Genomic DNA, 16,706 nt, shown 5'->3' on the forward strand with positions numbered 1-16,706 from the left:
CGCTTACTCCACAAAACGGCCTTTGATAGCAAACAAACCTTGTGGACGTTTTTGAATAAACAAAATCACAAGAACCAGTAGAATAATTTTCGCTAAGACCGCACCCATGCCGATTTCCAACACTGTGCCACTGACACCTAGACCTAAGGCCGCCAGTACTGCACCCCATACTTGACCAACACCACCCACCACAACCACCAAGAACGCATCGATAATATAGTTTTGTCCTAGGTCAGGACCGACATTGCCGACTTGTGCTAAGGCACAACCTGCCAGACCTGCAAGCCCCGAACCTAAGCCAAAAGCCATCATGTCAATGCGGCTAGAACGGATACCTACGGCCTGTGCCATTTGACGGTTTTGCGTCACAGCACGAACAAATAAACCAAAGCGGGTTTTATTCAGCAAGTAAACCAGCAACAACAGTACCGCAACGGTAAAGCCAATAATGGCAATGCGGTTATAAGGCAGCATCAGACTCGGTGTCACAGCGATCCCTCCTGACAGCCATGAAATATTTGACACCTCGACATTCTGCGCACCAAAAACCATACGCACCACTTGCATCAAAATTAAGCTCACACCAAAGGTGGCTAATAGTGTTTCCAATTGACGGCCATACAAGGGACGAATAACGGTACGTTCAATCAACATGCCGATCAAAGCGCTAACAAAAAACGCAGCAGGAATCGCGGCAATCAAGTACCAATCGACATAGCTACTGAGATAACTCTTAAACAGGCTTTGCACCACATAAGTGGTATAGGCCCCGATCATAATCAGTTCACCATGCGCCATATTAATCACGCCTAGCAGGCCATAAGTGATGGCTAAGCCCAGTGCCGCCAGCAGTAAAATACTGGCCGTGCTCAGTCCGGAAAAGACATGTCCAGTCCATTCACTCGCCTGAATCCGAGTTTTAATATTGCTCTTGGCTTCTGTCAGTGCGGCTTTTAACTCGGGATGCAGATTGGCTTGTTGTAATTCCTGTTCCACCATCGCTAACACATCGGGACGGTTAGAATCTTGCAGCACTTTAGCCGCCTGTATTTTTTGTAATACATCAGGGTTTTGATAATCCAAGCGTGCTTTGAGCTGCGCTAAACGGGCTTTAACTTTGTTATTTTTTTCATTTAAATACAATTGATTAATATTTTTAACATCCAACTCAGCCAAGTTATTTTCTAAAATATCGATTGCATCCAAACGTTGGATTAAATCATTCGATTGCAGCTTTTCTTTCGCTTGCGCAAACGTTAAGGCTTTACGAAGGGTATTCACCAAGGTGACTTGAGATAAATCGGCAGGCCAATCCGTCACGGTTTGCAAATCTGGATAGCTCAATAATTTTTCGTCAGTTTCTAAAATATAGGTTTGACCGCTTTGACCACTATATAACTGGTCTTTTTCGACCAATGCGGCCAACTGATCTAATGATTCAATATCGCCCGGCCATTGATTGAGTAAGCTGCGTCGCTCGGTAAAACTCCCGCGAACAAATTGCTGAATGGCGTCACCTTGCTGCACAGATTGCACCGTAGGCACCACATCCGCTGCTGTTTCTGCATGCACGATTTGCAGACAGAATAATTGACTCAGGAATAGAAAAAGGATCGGGAAATTGCGTAATTTTTTCATCTTATAAGCATCCCTATTGAGTAATAGAACAACCCCATACAGGGATCACATCAAAAAAGGCCTGCTACACAATAGCAACAGGCATTCGAATTGAATTATTTAGGGATGTACGGACTCCATGGCTCTGCAGCAATGGTTTTTGCGGTTTTGTGCACCACATCAAACTGACCATCGGCACGGATCTGACCAATCATGACTGGTTTATGCAAATGATGGTTCGACGCATCCATTTGCAAGGTATAGCCCGATGGCGCTTTAAATTCTTGGCCGGCCATAGCTTCACGCACTTTATCGACATCTGTGCTTCCTGCTTTTTCTACCGCTTGTTTCCACATATTGATGCCGACATAGGTAGCCTCCATCGGGTCATTGGTCACAAATTTATCGGCATTTGGCAGTTTGTATTCCACGGCATACTGCTTCATTTTATTGGTGAATTCAGTATTCACTGGATTTTTCACTGACATGAAGTAGTTCCACGATGCCAAGTGTCCGACCAGCGGCTTGGTGTCGATACCGCGTAATTCCTCTTCACCTACAGAGAACGCCATCACTGGAATGTCCGCAGCTTTGATGCCTTGGTTGCCCAATTCACGATAGAACGGCACATTTGAATCGCCGTTAATGGTCGAGATCACAGCAGTCTTTTTCCCTGCCGCAAACTTCTTCACATTGCCCACAATGGTTTGATAGTTGCTATGACCAAATGGCGTGTATTCTTCCATGATGTCCGCATCGGCAATGCCTTTCGACTTCAAGAATGCACGTAAGATTTTGTTGGTGGTACGTGGGTAAACATAATCTGTACCCAACAGTACAAAGCGTTCTGCCTTACCACCCTCTTCACTCATCAGATATTCGACAGCAGGAATCGCTTGCTGATTCGGTGCCGCACCTGTGTAGAAAATATTTTTAGACTGTTCCTGACCTTCATACTGAACGGGATAGAACAATAAGCCATTTAATTCTTCAACCACGGGTAAAACTGACTTACGAGATACCGACGTCCAGCAGCCAAAAATCACGGCTACTTTGTCTTGGGTAATCAACTGACGGGTTTTTTCCGCAAATAATGGCCAGTCCGATGCCGGATCAACCACCACAGGTTCTAGTTTTTTGCCCAATACCCCGCCATTGGCATTAATTTCATTAATCGCCATCAAGGCCGTATCTTTAAGAGAAGTTTCTGAGATCGCCATCGTGCCTGACAGCGAATGTAAGATCCCGACTTTAATAGTATCGCCACTTGCTGCAGCCGCTTTTGGTTCAGATGCAGCACTTTCTGTTTTTTCTTCTGCAGGTTTTGAACAGCCCGTTAAAGCAATCGCCCCAGTCATCGTTGCCGCTAAAATACTTTTAGCAAATACATTGCGTTGAAACATTATTCACACTCCCAACCTAAGCTTGTAAGTCACATTTTTAAAATGCATTTGTTGTCTTTCATCACAACAGAGCAATTCAATAACTGTGCCAAGCCTTATTTTTTATTTGCATTGAGTGCTTTTATTAATTTTTAAACATTATTTTTCATATAGTTACAATCATAAACTTTGCTTGTAATTTTCTATGGTTCGATCCAAGCACCATAAAATCACCGCAAAGATGCATACAAACTTGTATCCAACATTTGACCTATAATTGAACAATTTTGCGACGTTTTTCAAAAAATACGGTGTTTTAGCACACAAATCATGCAGCTTTTCCTACATTTGAAGCAAAAAAAAACCACTTGCGTGGTTTTTTTCTTATTGCCCTTTTAAACCGCCAAATCGGCCAAATTACCCTTCTGCTCTAGCCAGTGTTTACGGTCTGAAGAGCGTTTTTTCGCCAATAATTTGTCGAGTAAACCTGAAGTAAACTGTACGTCATCCAAGTCCAGTTGCACTAAACGACGTGTATCGGGATCCATAGTCGTTTCACGCAACTGACTCGCGTTCATCTCGCCCAATCCTTTAAATCGTGTGATTTGAGGATTTTTGGTTTTACATTTCTTTAAGATGCTTTCTAGTTCATCTTCATCCAAGGCATAGTGCACATCTTTATTGTCATCTATACGGAACAGCGGTGGCATCGCCACAAATAGATGTCCTTCCTCAACCAAAGTATGGAAATGTTTGACGAACAGTGCGCAGAGTAAAGTTGCAATGTGCAAACCATCCGAGTCGGCATCGGCCAAGATACAAATCTTGCCATAACGTAGTTCTGACAAGTCGTCACTGCCAGGATCAACGCCAATGGCAATCGCAATATCGTGTACTTCTTGCGATGCCAAAACTTCGTCTGAAGACACTTCCCAAGTATTTAAAATCTTACCACGGATTGGCATGATCGCTTGGAAGTTCTTATCACGTGCTTGTTTGGCAGAACCACCTGCAGAATCCCCTTCCACAATAAACAGTTCAGATTCTTCGAGGGTATGCCCCACACAGTCAGCCAGTTTACCCGGCAAAGCTGGACCTGAAACGATTTTCTTACGTTCAACTTTTTTCGCAGCTTTTAAACGGCGACCAGCCTTGGCAATCACCATTTCAGCCAGTTGCATAGCAATATCGGAGTTTTGATTCAGCCACAGTGCAAAAGCATCTTTGGCAATATTTAACACCACACCAGAGGCTTCACGGCTTGAAAGTCGTTCTTTGGTCTGACCTGAGAATTGTGGCTCTTGGAATTTCAAAGACAGAATAAAGTTGACGCCATCCCAGACATCTTCGGCAGATAGCTTCATATTCCGTGGCAATAAATTCCGTAATTCACAGAATTCACGAATCGCATCTGTCACACCCGAACGTAAACCATTGACATGGGTACCGCCTTGCGCAGTCGGGATGAGGTTGACATACGACTCTTGAATGGACTCACCACCTTCCACATTCCAACAAATCGCAAACTCAGCGCTGGCACGATCTGCCTCACCGGTCGCCACAAATGCAGGGGCAGGAACGATGTCACGGTCTTGCAGTTCATCCATCAAATAGTCAACCAGACCATTTTCAAATTGCCATTCGATCTTTTCGTTGTTGATTTGATCGATATAAATAATCTGCAAGCCTGCCGCCAAAACAGCCTTGGCTTTTAAGTTGTGTTTTAAGGCTTTCAGCGCAAATTTAGGCGAATCAAAATATTTGGCTTCAGGCCAAAAATGCACGGTAGTACCCGTTGCACGTTTAGCGCATTTACCTTCCAACACCTCAAGCGGTGCCACAGGAACGCCATGTTCAAAGGCCATTTTATATAGATTGCCTTGACGTTGAACTTCCACCTCAACACGGTTAGACAATGCGTTGACGACAGAAATCCCTACACCATGTAGACCACCTGAAAATTGATAATTGTCTGTGCTGAATTTACCGCCGGCATGTAGTTTGGTCAGAATAATTTCAATCCCGCTTTGACCATACTCAGGATGAATGTCAACTGGCATCCCACGACCATTATCTTCAACTGACAATGAGCCATCTTTATACACTGTCACGGTAATTTTATTGGCATGTCCTGCAAGCGCTTCATCGACGGCGTTATCTATCACTTCCTGCGCCAAATGGTTTGGTCGTGTAGTGTCTGTATACATCCCCGGACGACGACGTACCGGATCTAGGCCAGATAAAACTTCAAGTGATTGAGCCGTATATTGCGTCACGTTGCAAAATTCCCTGCATTTTTGGTTAAAACATTTCTTCAAGCGCTACAGTATATGCTTTTTTATTAAAATGCATATCTCTTGCGATCAGCCGCCATTTTCTTAAACAATTTAAACGTCAAATGATGTCGTAACTGCCCATTTTTTGTATGTTAGATCTGGCATGTCAGCATTTGTATTGGATCATTTTATTTAGACATATTTTTGACAGCATCGGACAAAAACTGCAAGAGCATCGGTATTTTTTCTGCAAAATCATCCATGCCATGTGTTCCACCCACCTCAGTGATCAGCATAGCCATACCGGCTTGAGTCGCACTATAAAAATCAGCGGCATCTCGATAATCCAAGGTTTCATCACCTTGTTGGAGCAAGACCAACAGTTGATCTGCGTTCTCAACCTTAGATACAGCCAAAGCCTGCATTTGATTGAGCTGTGCATCATCCAAGCACCACGTTTCTGTCACCTGATAGGGCAATGCCGTCTCGCCAAATAAATCACGAAATAATTGCCATGGATAGACCGCAGGATTGATGAGCACCGCAGGAATGTGATGGCGCGCCATCAACTGCGTCGCATAAAAACCACCTAAACTGCTACCGACCAAAACCACATCATCCAAACCTTCAATCAGCTCTGACATCTGCTGCATCACCTGTAGCGGTGGCATATTCAAATCTGGCAAATGCACATGCAGACCATTTAAATCTGCGCAATAGCGCCGCAATATCTGTCCTTTCACTGAATTTGAGTTACTTTGAAAACCATGCAAATACACAATATTCATCATTTTGATTCCAAATTGATCTTTAAATTGCTTTAAAAGTGGCATATAAGTGCTAACTGCGTCACATTTTCTAAATTTGAATTTTTAGTAAAATTGTCAGACAAAAGGCATTCACCGACAGGTCTGTTATCGGTATTGTAAAAGCTGTTCGTGAGGATTTTATAAAATAAACAATGAAACTTCAGGCTATTCCAGTAATAAATACAATCGAGGGATAGCATTGAATGTAAGGATAGGAACATTATGCCTAGCTTAACACCATTGCATGAAACCTATTGTAAATGGGATCGCACACCACCCAGTCAAGCTGATGTTCTGGAAGGTTTGGCACAGCTCGTGACAATGCGTTTTAGTGATGTCGTGCATGACTTGATCAAAAACATTCAACGTGAAATTTTAATCAGTATTTTTGGAATGAGCGAACAAGGCTCGAAAGCCTTTCATAAGCAGCCGACCATTGCACGGATTTATGAATTTTCTTACAACACCTTTTTCAATTATGGCAATTATTTACTCGCACCAACGCTGCGTAGCATTATTGAAAAATTCCCACGCTTACACGACAAACCGCTCACGCCATCTTTACATTTTTTAGTGGGCGCGCTGAATGGGGTCTTGGGCGACTATTTACTGAAATATCACAACCCGATGGCCTTACCCATGGCGGTTTACGACCATTATGGTGCGGTACAAAAAGGCGAATTAACCGGTCGTATTACCCTGTTGATTCATGGGCTCTGCATGAATCATCTGTCATGGTCGACAGCCAAATATGGCGGCATTGGTGAAAAATTACTGTCACAACGTGACCACAACACCATGCTGTATTTAAATTACAACACGGGTCGTCGTATCTCGACCAATGGTCGCAGCCTTGCCAATACATTAGAAGATTTGGTCCGTCGTAACCCGGGTATTACCAGTATCGACTTAATTGGTCATAGTATGGGGGGCTTAGTGTCCCGTAGTGCCATTTTTTATGGCAAACAAAATATGTACCAATGGATTCATCAAGTCGAAAATCTAGTCTGCTTAGGCTCACCGCATCATGGTGCTGTGCTTGAACGTATCGGATTTCATCTGCAAGATCAATTGGGGCGTTTCCCTTTGGTCAAAATCGTGGGCCACGTGGTGAATATTCGCAGTAACGGCATTTTAGATTTGCGCTATGGCAGCGTGCGTGATGATGATTGGGAACATAATGATGTCCGTATTGGATTCATGGACGACAACCGTAAACCAGCCCCGATTCCATCGCATATCAATACCTACCTCGTGGCAGGGACCATCGAATATGAACATCGTCGCAATAAAACGCGACATGTGATTGGAGATTACTTGGTCAGTGTGAAAAGTGCGTTAGGAGAACACCCAAACCCACGCTACCAATTAAAAGTACCTGACTCACATAAAGCAATATTTTATGGCCTGAACCATTTTGAAATTCAGCATCATCCGCAAGTGGCCGAGCAAATCGTGCATTGGTTCTATCCAAACAATGACGATAAAGCTTGTGATCATATCTATGAATTTATGATGGACTTGGAAAGTGTGGAAGGCATTGCCCTAACCTAACGTACCCCCCATTCAGACTCATAAAAAAAAGCCCTCAGTTGAGGGCTTTTTTTGCATCATAGAATTAAAATTTATCACGTAAACGTGGGACTGGTTTGCTTGGGTATTTACGTAATAACTGCCAAAGGCTAAGCAAAGTTAAGACCGCAAAAAACACCAATGACCAAACCGGTAATGATTGTCCCAAGAACGTCCAATCCACTTTGGCACACTCACCAGAGCCGGTTAGTACTTGCTCAAAGACCGATTTTAACGGCAGCGTTTCTACCCAATAATCCAGTCCTGGGCCACAGCTCGGTACTTTGTCTGGCGGTAAGTTTTGCAGCCAAATATGACGCGCAGCCACCCCAGTAGACCAAAGAATTGATAGTGTCCCCAACAATGCGTAAATGCGTTTACCCCAATTCGATGCTGGATTGTGAATCAATGCAATCAATGAAATGATGCCGAGTCCAATCAAACCAATACGTTGGAATACGCACAACGGACAAGGTTCTAAGCCTTGTACATGTTCTAAAAACAGCGCAAAAGACATACCGATCACGCTGGCTAAAAACAACAAACCACTCACGAAGCGGAAACTCCATTTCATGGTAAATCCTCTTAAATTTTTTATCTGAAGTTTTTCAAATATTCTTCAAAACTCAAGGTACAGTCTTGCTCAAGTTGAGCCTGTTTTTCAAAAGACTGCTCAGCAGCTTGTGCAAAATATGCAGCAGCTTCAGGGCTCAAGACATGCTGCTCATACACTTCAGCATGTTGTAAGGCCATAAAGCTACCAAAGCCCCAAGTTCCACCTTGTTCTAAAGTATCGCTAATCATACGTGCCGACAATGTTTCATCGACTTCATCGATGCGTGATTGCATCACAGCCATTGCCTGAGTGTAAATATCTGTATTGTAAGAATCATCCAGCAATTCAGCCAATGGTTGCATCGCAGCGACATGTGTACGACACCATGTTTCAATTGGAACCGCTTGGCCTTGCTGTAAAATCACTGCATTTGGCGCACGACCACGGTTCACTACTTCCGCCTGATTTTTCTCAATTTCATTTTGTTCGGCATCTAACAATGCTGGGCTGTCTTGCAATAAACAGTATAAAGCCACCACTTCGAGCAAGCCTGCCGTGTCTTCATTGATTCCAATCGGGCTATAAGGATTGACATCTACCGCGCGTAATTCAACATAACCTACGCCACGATTTTGCAGGGCTTCAGACGGTGTTTCACCATCCTGCGGCACTTGTTTCGGACGAACCAAACTGTAGTACTCATTTTCAATTTGCAACACATGGTCATTAATTTGAATCGGTTCACCCAGTTCATCATTTAAACCTAAATGACTAAATGCGGCATACGGGGTATGGACCGCTTTTTGCAAACCTTCCAAATACGCCTGAATGTCGTTGTAGTGAATCCCTAACTGTTTTTGTGCTGAATTTTGATAGCCAAAATTTCCCATACGCAGCGCCGTTGCATAGGGTAAAAATAGCGTGCCTTTTAAGAGCGGTAACAGCTGATGTTCACGTCCAGTCATAAAACATTTACACACCGACGGGCTCGCCCCAACCAAAAACATCACCAATGGCGTTAAACGGATAAAATTACGGATCAGGCCGAAATAACGATGACTGCGATAATCCTGTAAGCTCAATGCCTTGAGGGCGTCGTCAGTTTCGTGTTGTTGCAGTGCTTCAAAGAAATGATCTGGGAAGGATAAATTATAATGCACCCCTGAAATGGTCTGCATCCGGCGACCATAACGCACCCCTAAACCACGACGGTACAAGGTTTTAAAACGTCCTATATTCGAGCTGCCATATTGCGCTAAACGAATACTGTCTTCGTCTTTATCCAACATGCATGGCATCGACAACGGCCAAAGTTTTTCACCATGTTCTAAATGCGTATGCGCAACAGCATGAATATCTTGCAGATAGTTCAACGCCTCTGTAATGGTTTCTTTTGGCGGCGTGATAAATTCCATCAAAGCTTCAGAATAGTCTGTCGTAATATGCGGATGAGTCAAAGCCGCACCCAAGGCTTGGGGATGGTCGGCCTGAGACAAGAAACCGTTGCTTTGCATACGTAAGCTTTCACGCTCAATACCGCGCAACATTCCTTTAATCAGCGAAGAATCTACCCAAGTCGGTAAAATGTCTTGAGAGGTCGATTCGGGTTGACTCATTGCTATCTCGCTTAAATGGAAGAAACTACTAAAATAAAATCATCAGTTTATATCAGTATAACGCGATTTGAAGTGGGCATATGACCCACTGTATAGTTTTGAGACAAACCGTGATTTTATTTTGGCAATTTTTTATCACAAACTTACTCTATATGACATTTGAAATTTGTGATTTTATAAACAAATATATACTAATAATGCTTAAAACTTATGAATTATCAAGATATTCTCGAATTTTGGTTTAACCCAGAAAATCAGCCTAATTGGTTCGCTAAAAGCAATAATTTTGATGTTTTAATCGAAAAAAAGTTTAAAGACATCCATCAAGCGGCCAGTCAAGCAGAACTGTGGCAATGGCGCACCACAGCCGAAGGTCGCTTGGCTGAAATTATTGTTTTAGATCAGTTTTCGCGAAATTTATTCCGTGACTCTAGCTTGGCTTTTGCCCAAGATGCACTGGCTTTGGCGCTTGCACAAGAAGCTATCGCGCAGGGTTTAGATCTACAATTAAGCCCTGAACAGCGCTCATTTTTATATATGCCCTTTATGCATAGCGAATCGACAAAAATCCATCAAAGCGCGTTAAAATTATTTGAGCAATTGGGCAATCCGATCAACTTAGAATTTGAAAAAAAGCATAAAGTGATTATCGATCGATTTGGACGTTACCCTCATCGCAATGCGGTATTGGGCAGAACATCCACAGCAGAGGAATTGGAATTTTTAACCCAGCCCAATTCTAGCTTTTAATTGACGGCTTTTGGCCAGTATCTCCCCTTGCCATGAACCGACTGAACAGGAGTATGCGCATGAACAAACTCATTATCGCAGCAGCCATGACCGCAGCACTGGGCTTCACCGGCTGTGCAAGCACCCCATCGAAGCCTTTAACCTTCGAACAATTGGGTCGTTATGCTGCAACGCCATTAAATGCTCAAAGCTATCGGATTAGCTTCCAAGCTAGACCCAATATGAGCTATGGCACTGCCGAAGAAATCACCTTGGTTAAAGCCGCTCAAACCACCCTACACAATGGCTTTCAATATTTTAAAGTCATGGATGACCCGAGTAACCGGAGTCAAAAACCGCCGCGCCAAGCAGTGATTTACCCAGACCCTCTGCCTTATCCATATGGCTATTACCGTCGCCATCCCGGCTTTTGGCCAGGCCCGTTTTATGACGTTCCACAGGTGGTCACACTCGATCCAACTCAAGTTTCCTACAGTATTACTTGCTATAAAGATCGTGCCAAAGCCCCTCAGGATGCCTTTGATGCTCGCTTGATTTTGCAGTCACTCGGGGCTAAATATGGTCTAGACAGCGAAGGAAATCCTTTGCCTGTAGCCGCTGAGCCTGCCACCAAATAAGTCAACCCATAGAGACCCGATCATTGATGAACCCAACTGAACAGCCTGCTGTTTCGCCCAATCTGCAACGCAGTAAACGCTTCGCCACCATTGCTTTGGTGGTGGCGGTGCTGGCGTGGATTGCATTGATGATCGCAGCTAAATTGCTGCCCGAATACGTCTGGCTCATTCATATTTTGATGCTTTCAGCAGAAGCTGGCGTGGTTGGTGGTTTGGCAGACTGGTATGCGATAACCGTTTTATTTCGCAATCCCTTTGGTCGGATTCCGATTCCTAAATTTTTACGTGACCACACAGAAATTATTCCTCGTAATAAAGCACGCATTGCCGAGTCAATGGGCCGCTTTGTTCAGGAGAATTTTCTTTCACCACAAGTGGTTGAAAAAAGCTTAGCGGAGACGGATCTCTCTCTTGCCGTCGGGAAATGGTTGGCCAATCCGCACAATAATGCGCAAGTGACCCAAGTCATTCAGCAAACGGTACCGAAAATTTTCGAATTTGTCGGTCAGGAACAAATTGGACAATTTATCCAAAATAACAGCGTGCAATGGGTACGCAATACGCAAGTCAACCATCTTGCCAGTGAAATGCTACGGGCAGTTTTAGAAAATGACTTCCATCAAGATGTGTTACAGCGCGGGCTCGATTTAGCCCATGATTGGGTCACACAGCATCCAGAACAAACCCGCGACCTTTCACGCCAGTTGTTTAAAGAACTTGGGGTATGGAAGTTAGCTAAAGGCGCCAGCTGGATCGGCATTGATGTACAACAACGCACCATTGATTCACTGGTCAGTCGTGTCGAGTCGATGCTTGCCGACCATGAACATCCGTGGCGTCGAAAAATTGAAGACATGGCACAGCAGCTCATGCAGCAACTGGCAGACAATCAAAGTGTAGCCAGCCAACGCCTGAACAGTACCAAAGATGCCATGCTCGATAGTCCACAAATGTTGAATTTTATCAGTGGTGCAGTGGTGATTTTATGCGACGCGATTCGTTCTGATTTAGAAAAACCCGACTCTGGGATTGCACAAAACCTACGTGTCGCCATTCAACAAGTGGGCGAAAATATTGTCTCTAATGTCGCTGTACGCCAATTGCTGAATGAAAAAATGAGTGATATTGCCATCAATCTCTCCGATCAATATAGCGAAAAAGTTATTCGGTTTATCAGTGAACGTATACATGAATGGGACTCACGTGAAATGATCGATAAGATCGAAAACGAAGTCGGTGGCGATCTACATATGATTCGAGTCAATGGTGTCGTGGTCGGTGGTTTTATTGGCCTCGCACTAGGGATTATTCGTGCCTGTGTAGAATGGCTGCTTTAGCCGCCTGCAGCAGTCCTCCTCAAAGGAGATTGGCCGCAGGTTTGAGCTTTATGCGTAGAACCGTTAAACTTTGCCGATCCGAAAATTTAATAGAACAATAAAATCTATGCACTTACCTGCCATCTATACACTACCATTCATTCTAATCATCAGTAGCTTAAGCGCTTGCCAGACCATTTCCAAAACCAGTAGCACAGTCAGCGACAAAGTGATGGGCATGCTCGGTAAAGAAAAAGCCCCTGAAATCGATAAAAAAGGCACAGTCGATATCAGCAAAAGTACCCAACAACAGTTAGAAACCCTACTGACCAATATGCCGAAAAATCAGTGGATCTATATTGAAAATGATCAACAAGGCACATCTACCCTCAAAAATAAATCGGCAGATAATTTCACTTTGAGCTTCAAATTAAATTGCAAAATCAGCACTCAGCGCCCAACTTTCAGTATAAGCAACGCGGATGGCCAAGAGATCCTAAAAGCACATGATACAAATGTGGGGCAAATTCAAATTCTGCTCGACAATAAAAACTTTGGAAATCCGTTTGAGACAGCCCATCAGCAAAAGTTCCAAAGCTTTAAAACCGCTGTCGCTCAGGCCAAAGTCATTAAAGTGTTTAATGCCTCAAAACTCTATACCTTCCAAAACAACAAAGCCGAATTACTCTCTAAAGCAGTAAGTTGTCGCGATAGCCTATAAATATTTAAAGCGAAATGCAGTAAGTCACCGTTTGACTCAACTGTGACTTACATGCAGGCTTATTTTGCAGGTGGCTGTGGCCCTGACATATCGACCAACAGGCCTGTAAATTTTCGAACAAACGGCAATAAAATCAGCACAATGGGAAAAGCAATAGCCCAAGAAATCATCCAATTATGCAGCCATAGGGTAAGAAAACCCTCAAACCAACCTAAATTTCTGAGCATATTAATAAACGAAATAATGCCGCTCATGAGACAAGACAAAATAAACGGCACGATAATCAGCGCCCAGCGTGCAGCTAACTTCGGCACATTGCCAAAAATTTTAGGGGTGGGTTGTGACATGTCCATATACTCAAGCAGTGATCCTGAATCGCTAAACCACTTATATCGTTTTACTTCGATATAAGCAATGCTTCACTTTTATCGAATATTTTTTATTCGCAACAAATGGGTTCACCTAAAGAGCCTGAAATTTGCTATATTTACCGTTTTTCTGCGACATTTATTTTTCGACTGATTATGAATACGGCAATACAAGCAGCGCTCGATCATGCAGTGCAATCCCTTCAAGCTGAAGGTGTACTCCCAACTGACTGGAACAATACTAGCAATTTGACCCGAACCAAAGACCGAAGCCACGGTGACTTTGCGTCAAACATTGCCATGATTGCCTCTAAAGCTGCAGGTATGAAGCCGCGTGATTTAGCCGAAAAAATTCTGGCAAATCTTCCAGAAGTCGCAGATATCAGCAAAGCAGAAATTGCAGGTCCTGGCTTTATTAACTTCTTTTTAAATGCTGACCAACGTTTTGCTGTCTTAGACCAAATTCAAGCTCAGAAAGATCAGTTCGGTCGCACACAGGCCAATGCTGAAAAACGTGTTCAAGTGGAATTCGTTTCAGCCAACCCAACGTCTAGCCTACACGTGGGTCATGGTCGTGGCGCAGCTTACGGTATGACCGTTGCCAATCTCCTTGAGGCAACAGGTGCCAAAGTTGACCGTGAATACTATGTCAACGATGCTGGCCGTCAAATGGATATCTTGGCGACATCGACTTACTTGCGTTATTTAGAATTGACCGGTCAACAACTGGTCTTCCCTAAAAATGCATACCAAGGCGACTACGTTAAAGAAATCGCACAAAGCATTATCGACAAAGATGGCGATGCTTATGTACGCCCTGTTGCCGACATCTACAAAGATGTTCCTGAAGATGTGCAATATGCTGCCGAACTCGATAGCGAAGGCAATAAAGTCGTTGTTTCAGGCGATAAAGAAAAACACATTGATGGCCTAATTCATAATTCACAAAACCATTTGGCTGCGGGTTACCGTGTGTTCCATCAAGCTGCGCTTAAAGCCATTCTTGATGACATTAAAGATGACCTCGGTGAATTTGGCGTGACTTTCAATCAATGGTTCAGCGAAGCAACCTTGACTGAAAAAATTGATGAAGCATTACAAATGCTCGATCAACGTGGTTTCTTATACGAAAAAGATGGCAACATCTGGTTCAAATCAACTGAATTTGGTGATGAAAAAGACCGTGTTGTGAAACGTCGTAATGGTCAGACTACATACTTCGCATCCGACATTGCTTATCACTTAAATAAACTACAACGCGGATATACCGATATCATTGATATCTGGGGTTCAGACCACCACGGTTATATTGCACGTGTGAAAGCAGCGATTGATGCGCTTGGCTATGATTCTAAAAAATTGACGGTGCTTTTGGTTCAATTTGTGAGCCTATGGCGTGGCGGCGAGATGGTTCAAATGTCATCTCGTTCAGGTCAATTCGTGACTTTACGCGACTTACGTAAAGAAGTAGGCAACGATGCTGCTCGTTTCTACTATGTCATGCGTAAATCAGAACAACACATTGACTTCGACTTAGACCTTGCTGTGTCTCAAAGCAAAGACAATGCGGTGTACTACATCCAATACGCACACGCACGTATCTGCCGTATGCTCGAAAAAGCCGCTGCGACAGACGTTCAATTCTCTGCTGAAGCTGCACGTCAATTTGCAGCTAAACTTGAGTTAGAAGCTGAAACTGAAGTTCTTGCTAAACTTGCGGCTTACCCTGAAATTGTGGTTCGTGCAGCAAACAGCTATGAACCACACCAAGTGGGTAACTACTTGAAAGAGTTGGCGGCGTTGTTCCATGGTTGGTACAACGAAAATAAAGTCTTGGGTGATGATGCAGAACTGACTCAAGCTCGCTTATTACTGTCTGTAAACGTACAGCAAGTTTTACGCAATGGTCTTGAATTATTGGGTGTGAGTGCGCCTGAAAGCATGTAAGCAACCCTTTATGTTGCGAGCACAATAGAAATTCATCGGCATCGCCCATGCACAAACACAGCGCATGGGTTTAAGCGTCATCAATTGCATTGTGCTAAAAAGAATCCTTTTCAATACAGGCTCGAAATGAGCCTGTATTTCGTTTATATTCAGCAATATGTCCGTGTCATCTTGGCTGTGCTGAAATTGTGAAAATTAAACAAATTCCTGATGACACTCATGTAATATATAACAATCAAGACTTGCTACTTTGGGCTGCCCCAAAGTGGTTCGTGACAATTAAAATTAAATGAGGTTTCCACGTGTTTGGAAAAACGCAGCGCGGTGTATCAGAGCGGCCAAATAAGCCTAAAAAACCATTGATTCCAGCATGGCTAGGTACACTTGTCATCATTTTAATCGTGTTGAGTTTCTTAGTTGCGCTCATGCTTTGGAAACCTTGGGAGCCTGTGAAGCCAAAAGGTCAAATTACCTCTGAACACTACCAAGAAGAAACCAATAAAGACTATCGTTTCTACGACCTATTGCCTCAGCAACAAGTGACGCCAATTCCTGAACAAGCTGTTCCAGAAACCGAAAATAAAGAAACGGTGGTGATTGTTGATGCACCAGAACAAAAGCCAGTTGAAACCACAGAGCTTGGACTAGAAACCACAGAAACTGCGCCTGTTGCTGCAAGTTATATTCTGCAAGTGCGCAGTTATGATGATCCTGATCAAGCCGATGCACGACGTGCTGAAATTATTTTGAACGGTTTATCTGCCGATGTGATTCAAAGTAATGAAAACGGCAAAGTTTGGTATCGCGTTGTGTCTGGCCCCTATGATTCACAAGAAGCTGCTGTGATTGCACAGCAAACTTTACGTCATAGCAGTATCGACTCGATTGTCGTAAAACGCTAAATTTTGAAATTAAAAAAAAGCGCCTGATGGCGCTTTTTTTTATTCATTCCTTTAATAAAGGGAGGTTAGAAGGGATTCTTTTTTGAATACATCAGCTTAGCTCAAAAACCTCTCCCTAACCCTCTCCTAAAGGGCATAGGTATCTACACAAATCCCAAGTTTTGGGTTAAATTGAAGAGCATGCTCTTCAATTTAATATCTCCCATCTTGATACACGTCTCGTCAGACGATACAACGCCCTCGTAAAGCTTAATATG

The 16,706-nt window shown here is 43.5% G+C and carries 14 protein-coding genes; 7 read left to right on the forward strand and 7 right to left on the reverse strand.

Translation table 11 applies throughout. The annotated features are described in order from the left end of the window. Positions 1-3: 3 nt before the first annotated feature. The 4 genes from urtB to FTT94_RS12900 all read right to left on the reverse strand — a co-directional run bounded on the left by urtB (position 4) and on the right by FTT94_RS12900 (position 6,063). Positions 4-1,638, reverse strand: coding sequence for an urea ABC transporter permease subunit UrtB (urtB, locus tag FTT94_RS12885; RefSeq protein WP_180170914.1), 1,635 nt, complete (start codon positions 1,636-1,638; stop codon positions 4-6). Between the two features lie 95 nt (positions 1,639-1,733). Further along, the gene (gene urtA, locus FTT94_RS12890) at positions 1,734-3,020 is read right to left on the reverse strand and encodes an urea ABC transporter substrate-binding protein (protein ID WP_180078537.1); all 1,287 of its coding nucleotides are present in this window, start codon (positions 3,018-3,020) and stop codon (positions 1,734-1,736) included. 374 nt (positions 3,021-3,394) lie between these two features. Beyond that, on the reverse strand, positions 3,395-5,275 hold the full coding sequence (parE, locus tag FTT94_RS12895) for a DNA topoisomerase IV subunit B (RefSeq protein ID WP_180170915.1): 1,881 nt from the start codon (positions 5,273-5,275) through the stop codon (positions 3,395-3,397). Positions 5,276-5,463: 188 nt separating this feature from the next. Continuing rightward, entirely contained in the window at positions 5,464-6,063 is a 600-nt protein-coding gene (locus FTT94_RS12900) for a YqiA/YcfP family alpha/beta fold hydrolase (RefSeq protein WP_180170921.1), read from the reverse strand. A gap of 243 nt (positions 6,064-6,306) precedes the next feature. Between FTT94_RS12900 and FTT94_RS12905 the strand changes: the two genes are divergently transcribed. Next, on the forward strand, positions 6,307-7,638 hold the full coding sequence (locus FTT94_RS12905) for an alpha/beta hydrolase (protein ID WP_180170916.1): 1,332 nt from the start codon (positions 6,307-6,309) through the stop codon (positions 7,636-7,638). Between the two features lie 64 nt (positions 7,639-7,702). On the opposite strand, the gene FTT94_RS12910 is transcribed toward FTT94_RS12905, so the two are convergent. Together FTT94_RS12910 and gshA are read right to left on the reverse strand one after the other, a co-directional pair. Continuing rightward, positions 7,703-8,230: a disulfide bond formation protein B gene (locus FTT94_RS12910; protein ID WP_180127454.1), complete on the reverse strand. Its 528-nt coding sequence runs from the start codon at positions 8,228-8,230 to the stop codon at positions 7,703-7,705. 20 nt (positions 8,231-8,250) lie between these two features. Continuing rightward, positions 8,251-9,828, reverse strand: a complete 1,578-nt coding sequence (gshA, locus tag FTT94_RS12915; protein WP_180170917.1) for a glutamate--cysteine ligase — start codon at positions 9,826-9,828, stop codon at positions 8,251-8,253. A 210-nt stretch (positions 9,829-10,038) separates the two neighbouring features. On the opposite strand from gshA, the gene FTT94_RS12920 reads away from it, so the two are divergent. The 4 genes from FTT94_RS12920 (at position 10,039) to FTT94_RS12935 (ending at position 13,232) form a co-directional block, all read left to right on the forward strand. Then, on the forward strand, positions 10,039-10,578 hold the full coding sequence (locus tag FTT94_RS12920) for a DUF924 family protein (protein WP_180170918.1): 540 nt from the start codon (positions 10,039-10,041) through the stop codon (positions 10,576-10,578). Between the two features lie 59 nt (positions 10,579-10,637). Continuing rightward, entirely contained in the window at positions 10,638-11,195 is a 558-nt protein-coding gene (locus FTT94_RS12925; protein WP_180170919.1) for a hypothetical protein, read from the forward strand. 26 nt (positions 11,196-11,221) lie between these two features. Further along, positions 11,222-12,532, forward strand: a complete 1,311-nt coding sequence (locus FTT94_RS12930; protein WP_180170922.1) for a DUF445 domain-containing protein — start codon at positions 11,222-11,224, stop codon at positions 12,530-12,532. A gap of 106 nt (positions 12,533-12,638) precedes the next feature. Next, the gene (locus FTT94_RS12935) at positions 12,639-13,232 is read left to right on the forward strand and encodes a hypothetical protein (protein ID WP_078193248.1); all 594 of its coding nucleotides are present in this window, start codon (positions 12,639-12,641) and stop codon (positions 13,230-13,232) included. Between the two features lie 59 nt (positions 13,233-13,291). On the opposite strand, the gene FTT94_RS12940 is transcribed toward FTT94_RS12935, so the two are convergent. After that, a complete protein-coding gene (locus tag FTT94_RS12940) occupies positions 13,292-13,579 on the reverse strand; it encodes a DUF2798 domain-containing protein (protein WP_372491143.1) in 288 nt (95 codons plus the stop codon). A 177-nt stretch (positions 13,580-13,756) separates the two neighbouring features. On the opposite strand from FTT94_RS12940, the gene argS reads away from it, so the two are divergent. After that, the gene (argS, locus tag FTT94_RS12945; protein WP_111885137.1) at positions 13,757-15,547 is read left to right on the forward strand and encodes an arginine--tRNA ligase; all 1,791 of its coding nucleotides are present in this window, start codon (positions 13,757-13,759) and stop codon (positions 15,545-15,547) included. A gap of 302 nt (positions 15,548-15,849) precedes the next feature. Beyond that, positions 15,850-16,449, forward strand: coding sequence for an SPOR domain-containing protein (locus FTT94_RS12950; RefSeq protein WP_180170920.1), 600 nt, complete (start codon positions 15,850-15,852; stop codon positions 16,447-16,449). Positions 16,450-16,706 lie beyond the last annotated feature (257 nt).

Source organism: Acinetobacter sp. YH12027 (assembly GCF_013420085.1).
Lineage (GTDB): Bacteria > Pseudomonadota > Gammaproteobacteria > Pseudomonadales > Moraxellaceae > Acinetobacter > Acinetobacter amyesii.

Excerpts from the sequence above, each read along its gene's own strand:
- urtB (WP_180170914.1), bottom strand. The coding sequence starts at position 1,638 with ATGAAAAAATTACGCAATTTCCCGATCCTTTTTCTATTCCTGAGTCAA.
- urtA (WP_180078537.1), bottom strand. The coding sequence starts at position 3,020 with ATGTTTCAACGCAATGTATTTGCTAAAAGTATTTTAGCGGCAACGATG.
- FTT94_RS12900 (WP_180170921.1), bottom strand. The coding sequence starts at position 6,063 with ATGAATATTGTGTATTTGCATGGTTTTCAAAGTAACTCAAATTCAGTG.
- FTT94_RS12905 (WP_180170916.1), top strand. The coding sequence starts at position 6,307 with ATGCCTAGCTTAACACCATTGCATGAAACCTATTGTAAATGGGATCGC.
- FTT94_RS12910 (WP_180127454.1), bottom strand. The coding sequence starts at position 8,230 with ATGAAATGGAGTTTCCGCTTCGTGAGTGGTTTGTTGTTTTTAGCCAGC.
- gshA (WP_180170917.1), bottom strand. The coding sequence starts at position 9,828 with ATGAGTCAACCCGAATCGACCTCTCAAGACATTTTACCGACTTGGGTA.
- FTT94_RS12920 (WP_180170918.1), top strand. The coding sequence starts at position 10,039 with ATGAATTATCAAGATATTCTCGAATTTTGGTTTAACCCAGAAAATCAG.
- FTT94_RS12925 (WP_180170919.1), top strand. The coding sequence starts at position 10,638 with ATGAACAAACTCATTATCGCAGCAGCCATGACCGCAGCACTGGGCTTC.
- FTT94_RS12930 (WP_180170922.1), top strand. The coding sequence starts at position 11,222 with ATGAACCCAACTGAACAGCCTGCTGTTTCGCCCAATCTGCAACGCAGT.
- FTT94_RS12935 (WP_078193248.1), top strand. The coding sequence starts at position 12,639 with ATGCACTTACCTGCCATCTATACACTACCATTCATTCTAATCATCAGT.
- FTT94_RS12940 (WP_372491143.1), bottom strand. The coding sequence starts at position 13,579 with ATGTCACAACCCACCCCTAAAATTTTTGGCAATGTGCCGAAGTTAGCT.
- argS (WP_111885137.1), top strand. The coding sequence starts at position 13,757 with ATGAATACGGCAATACAAGCAGCGCTCGATCATGCAGTGCAATCCCTT.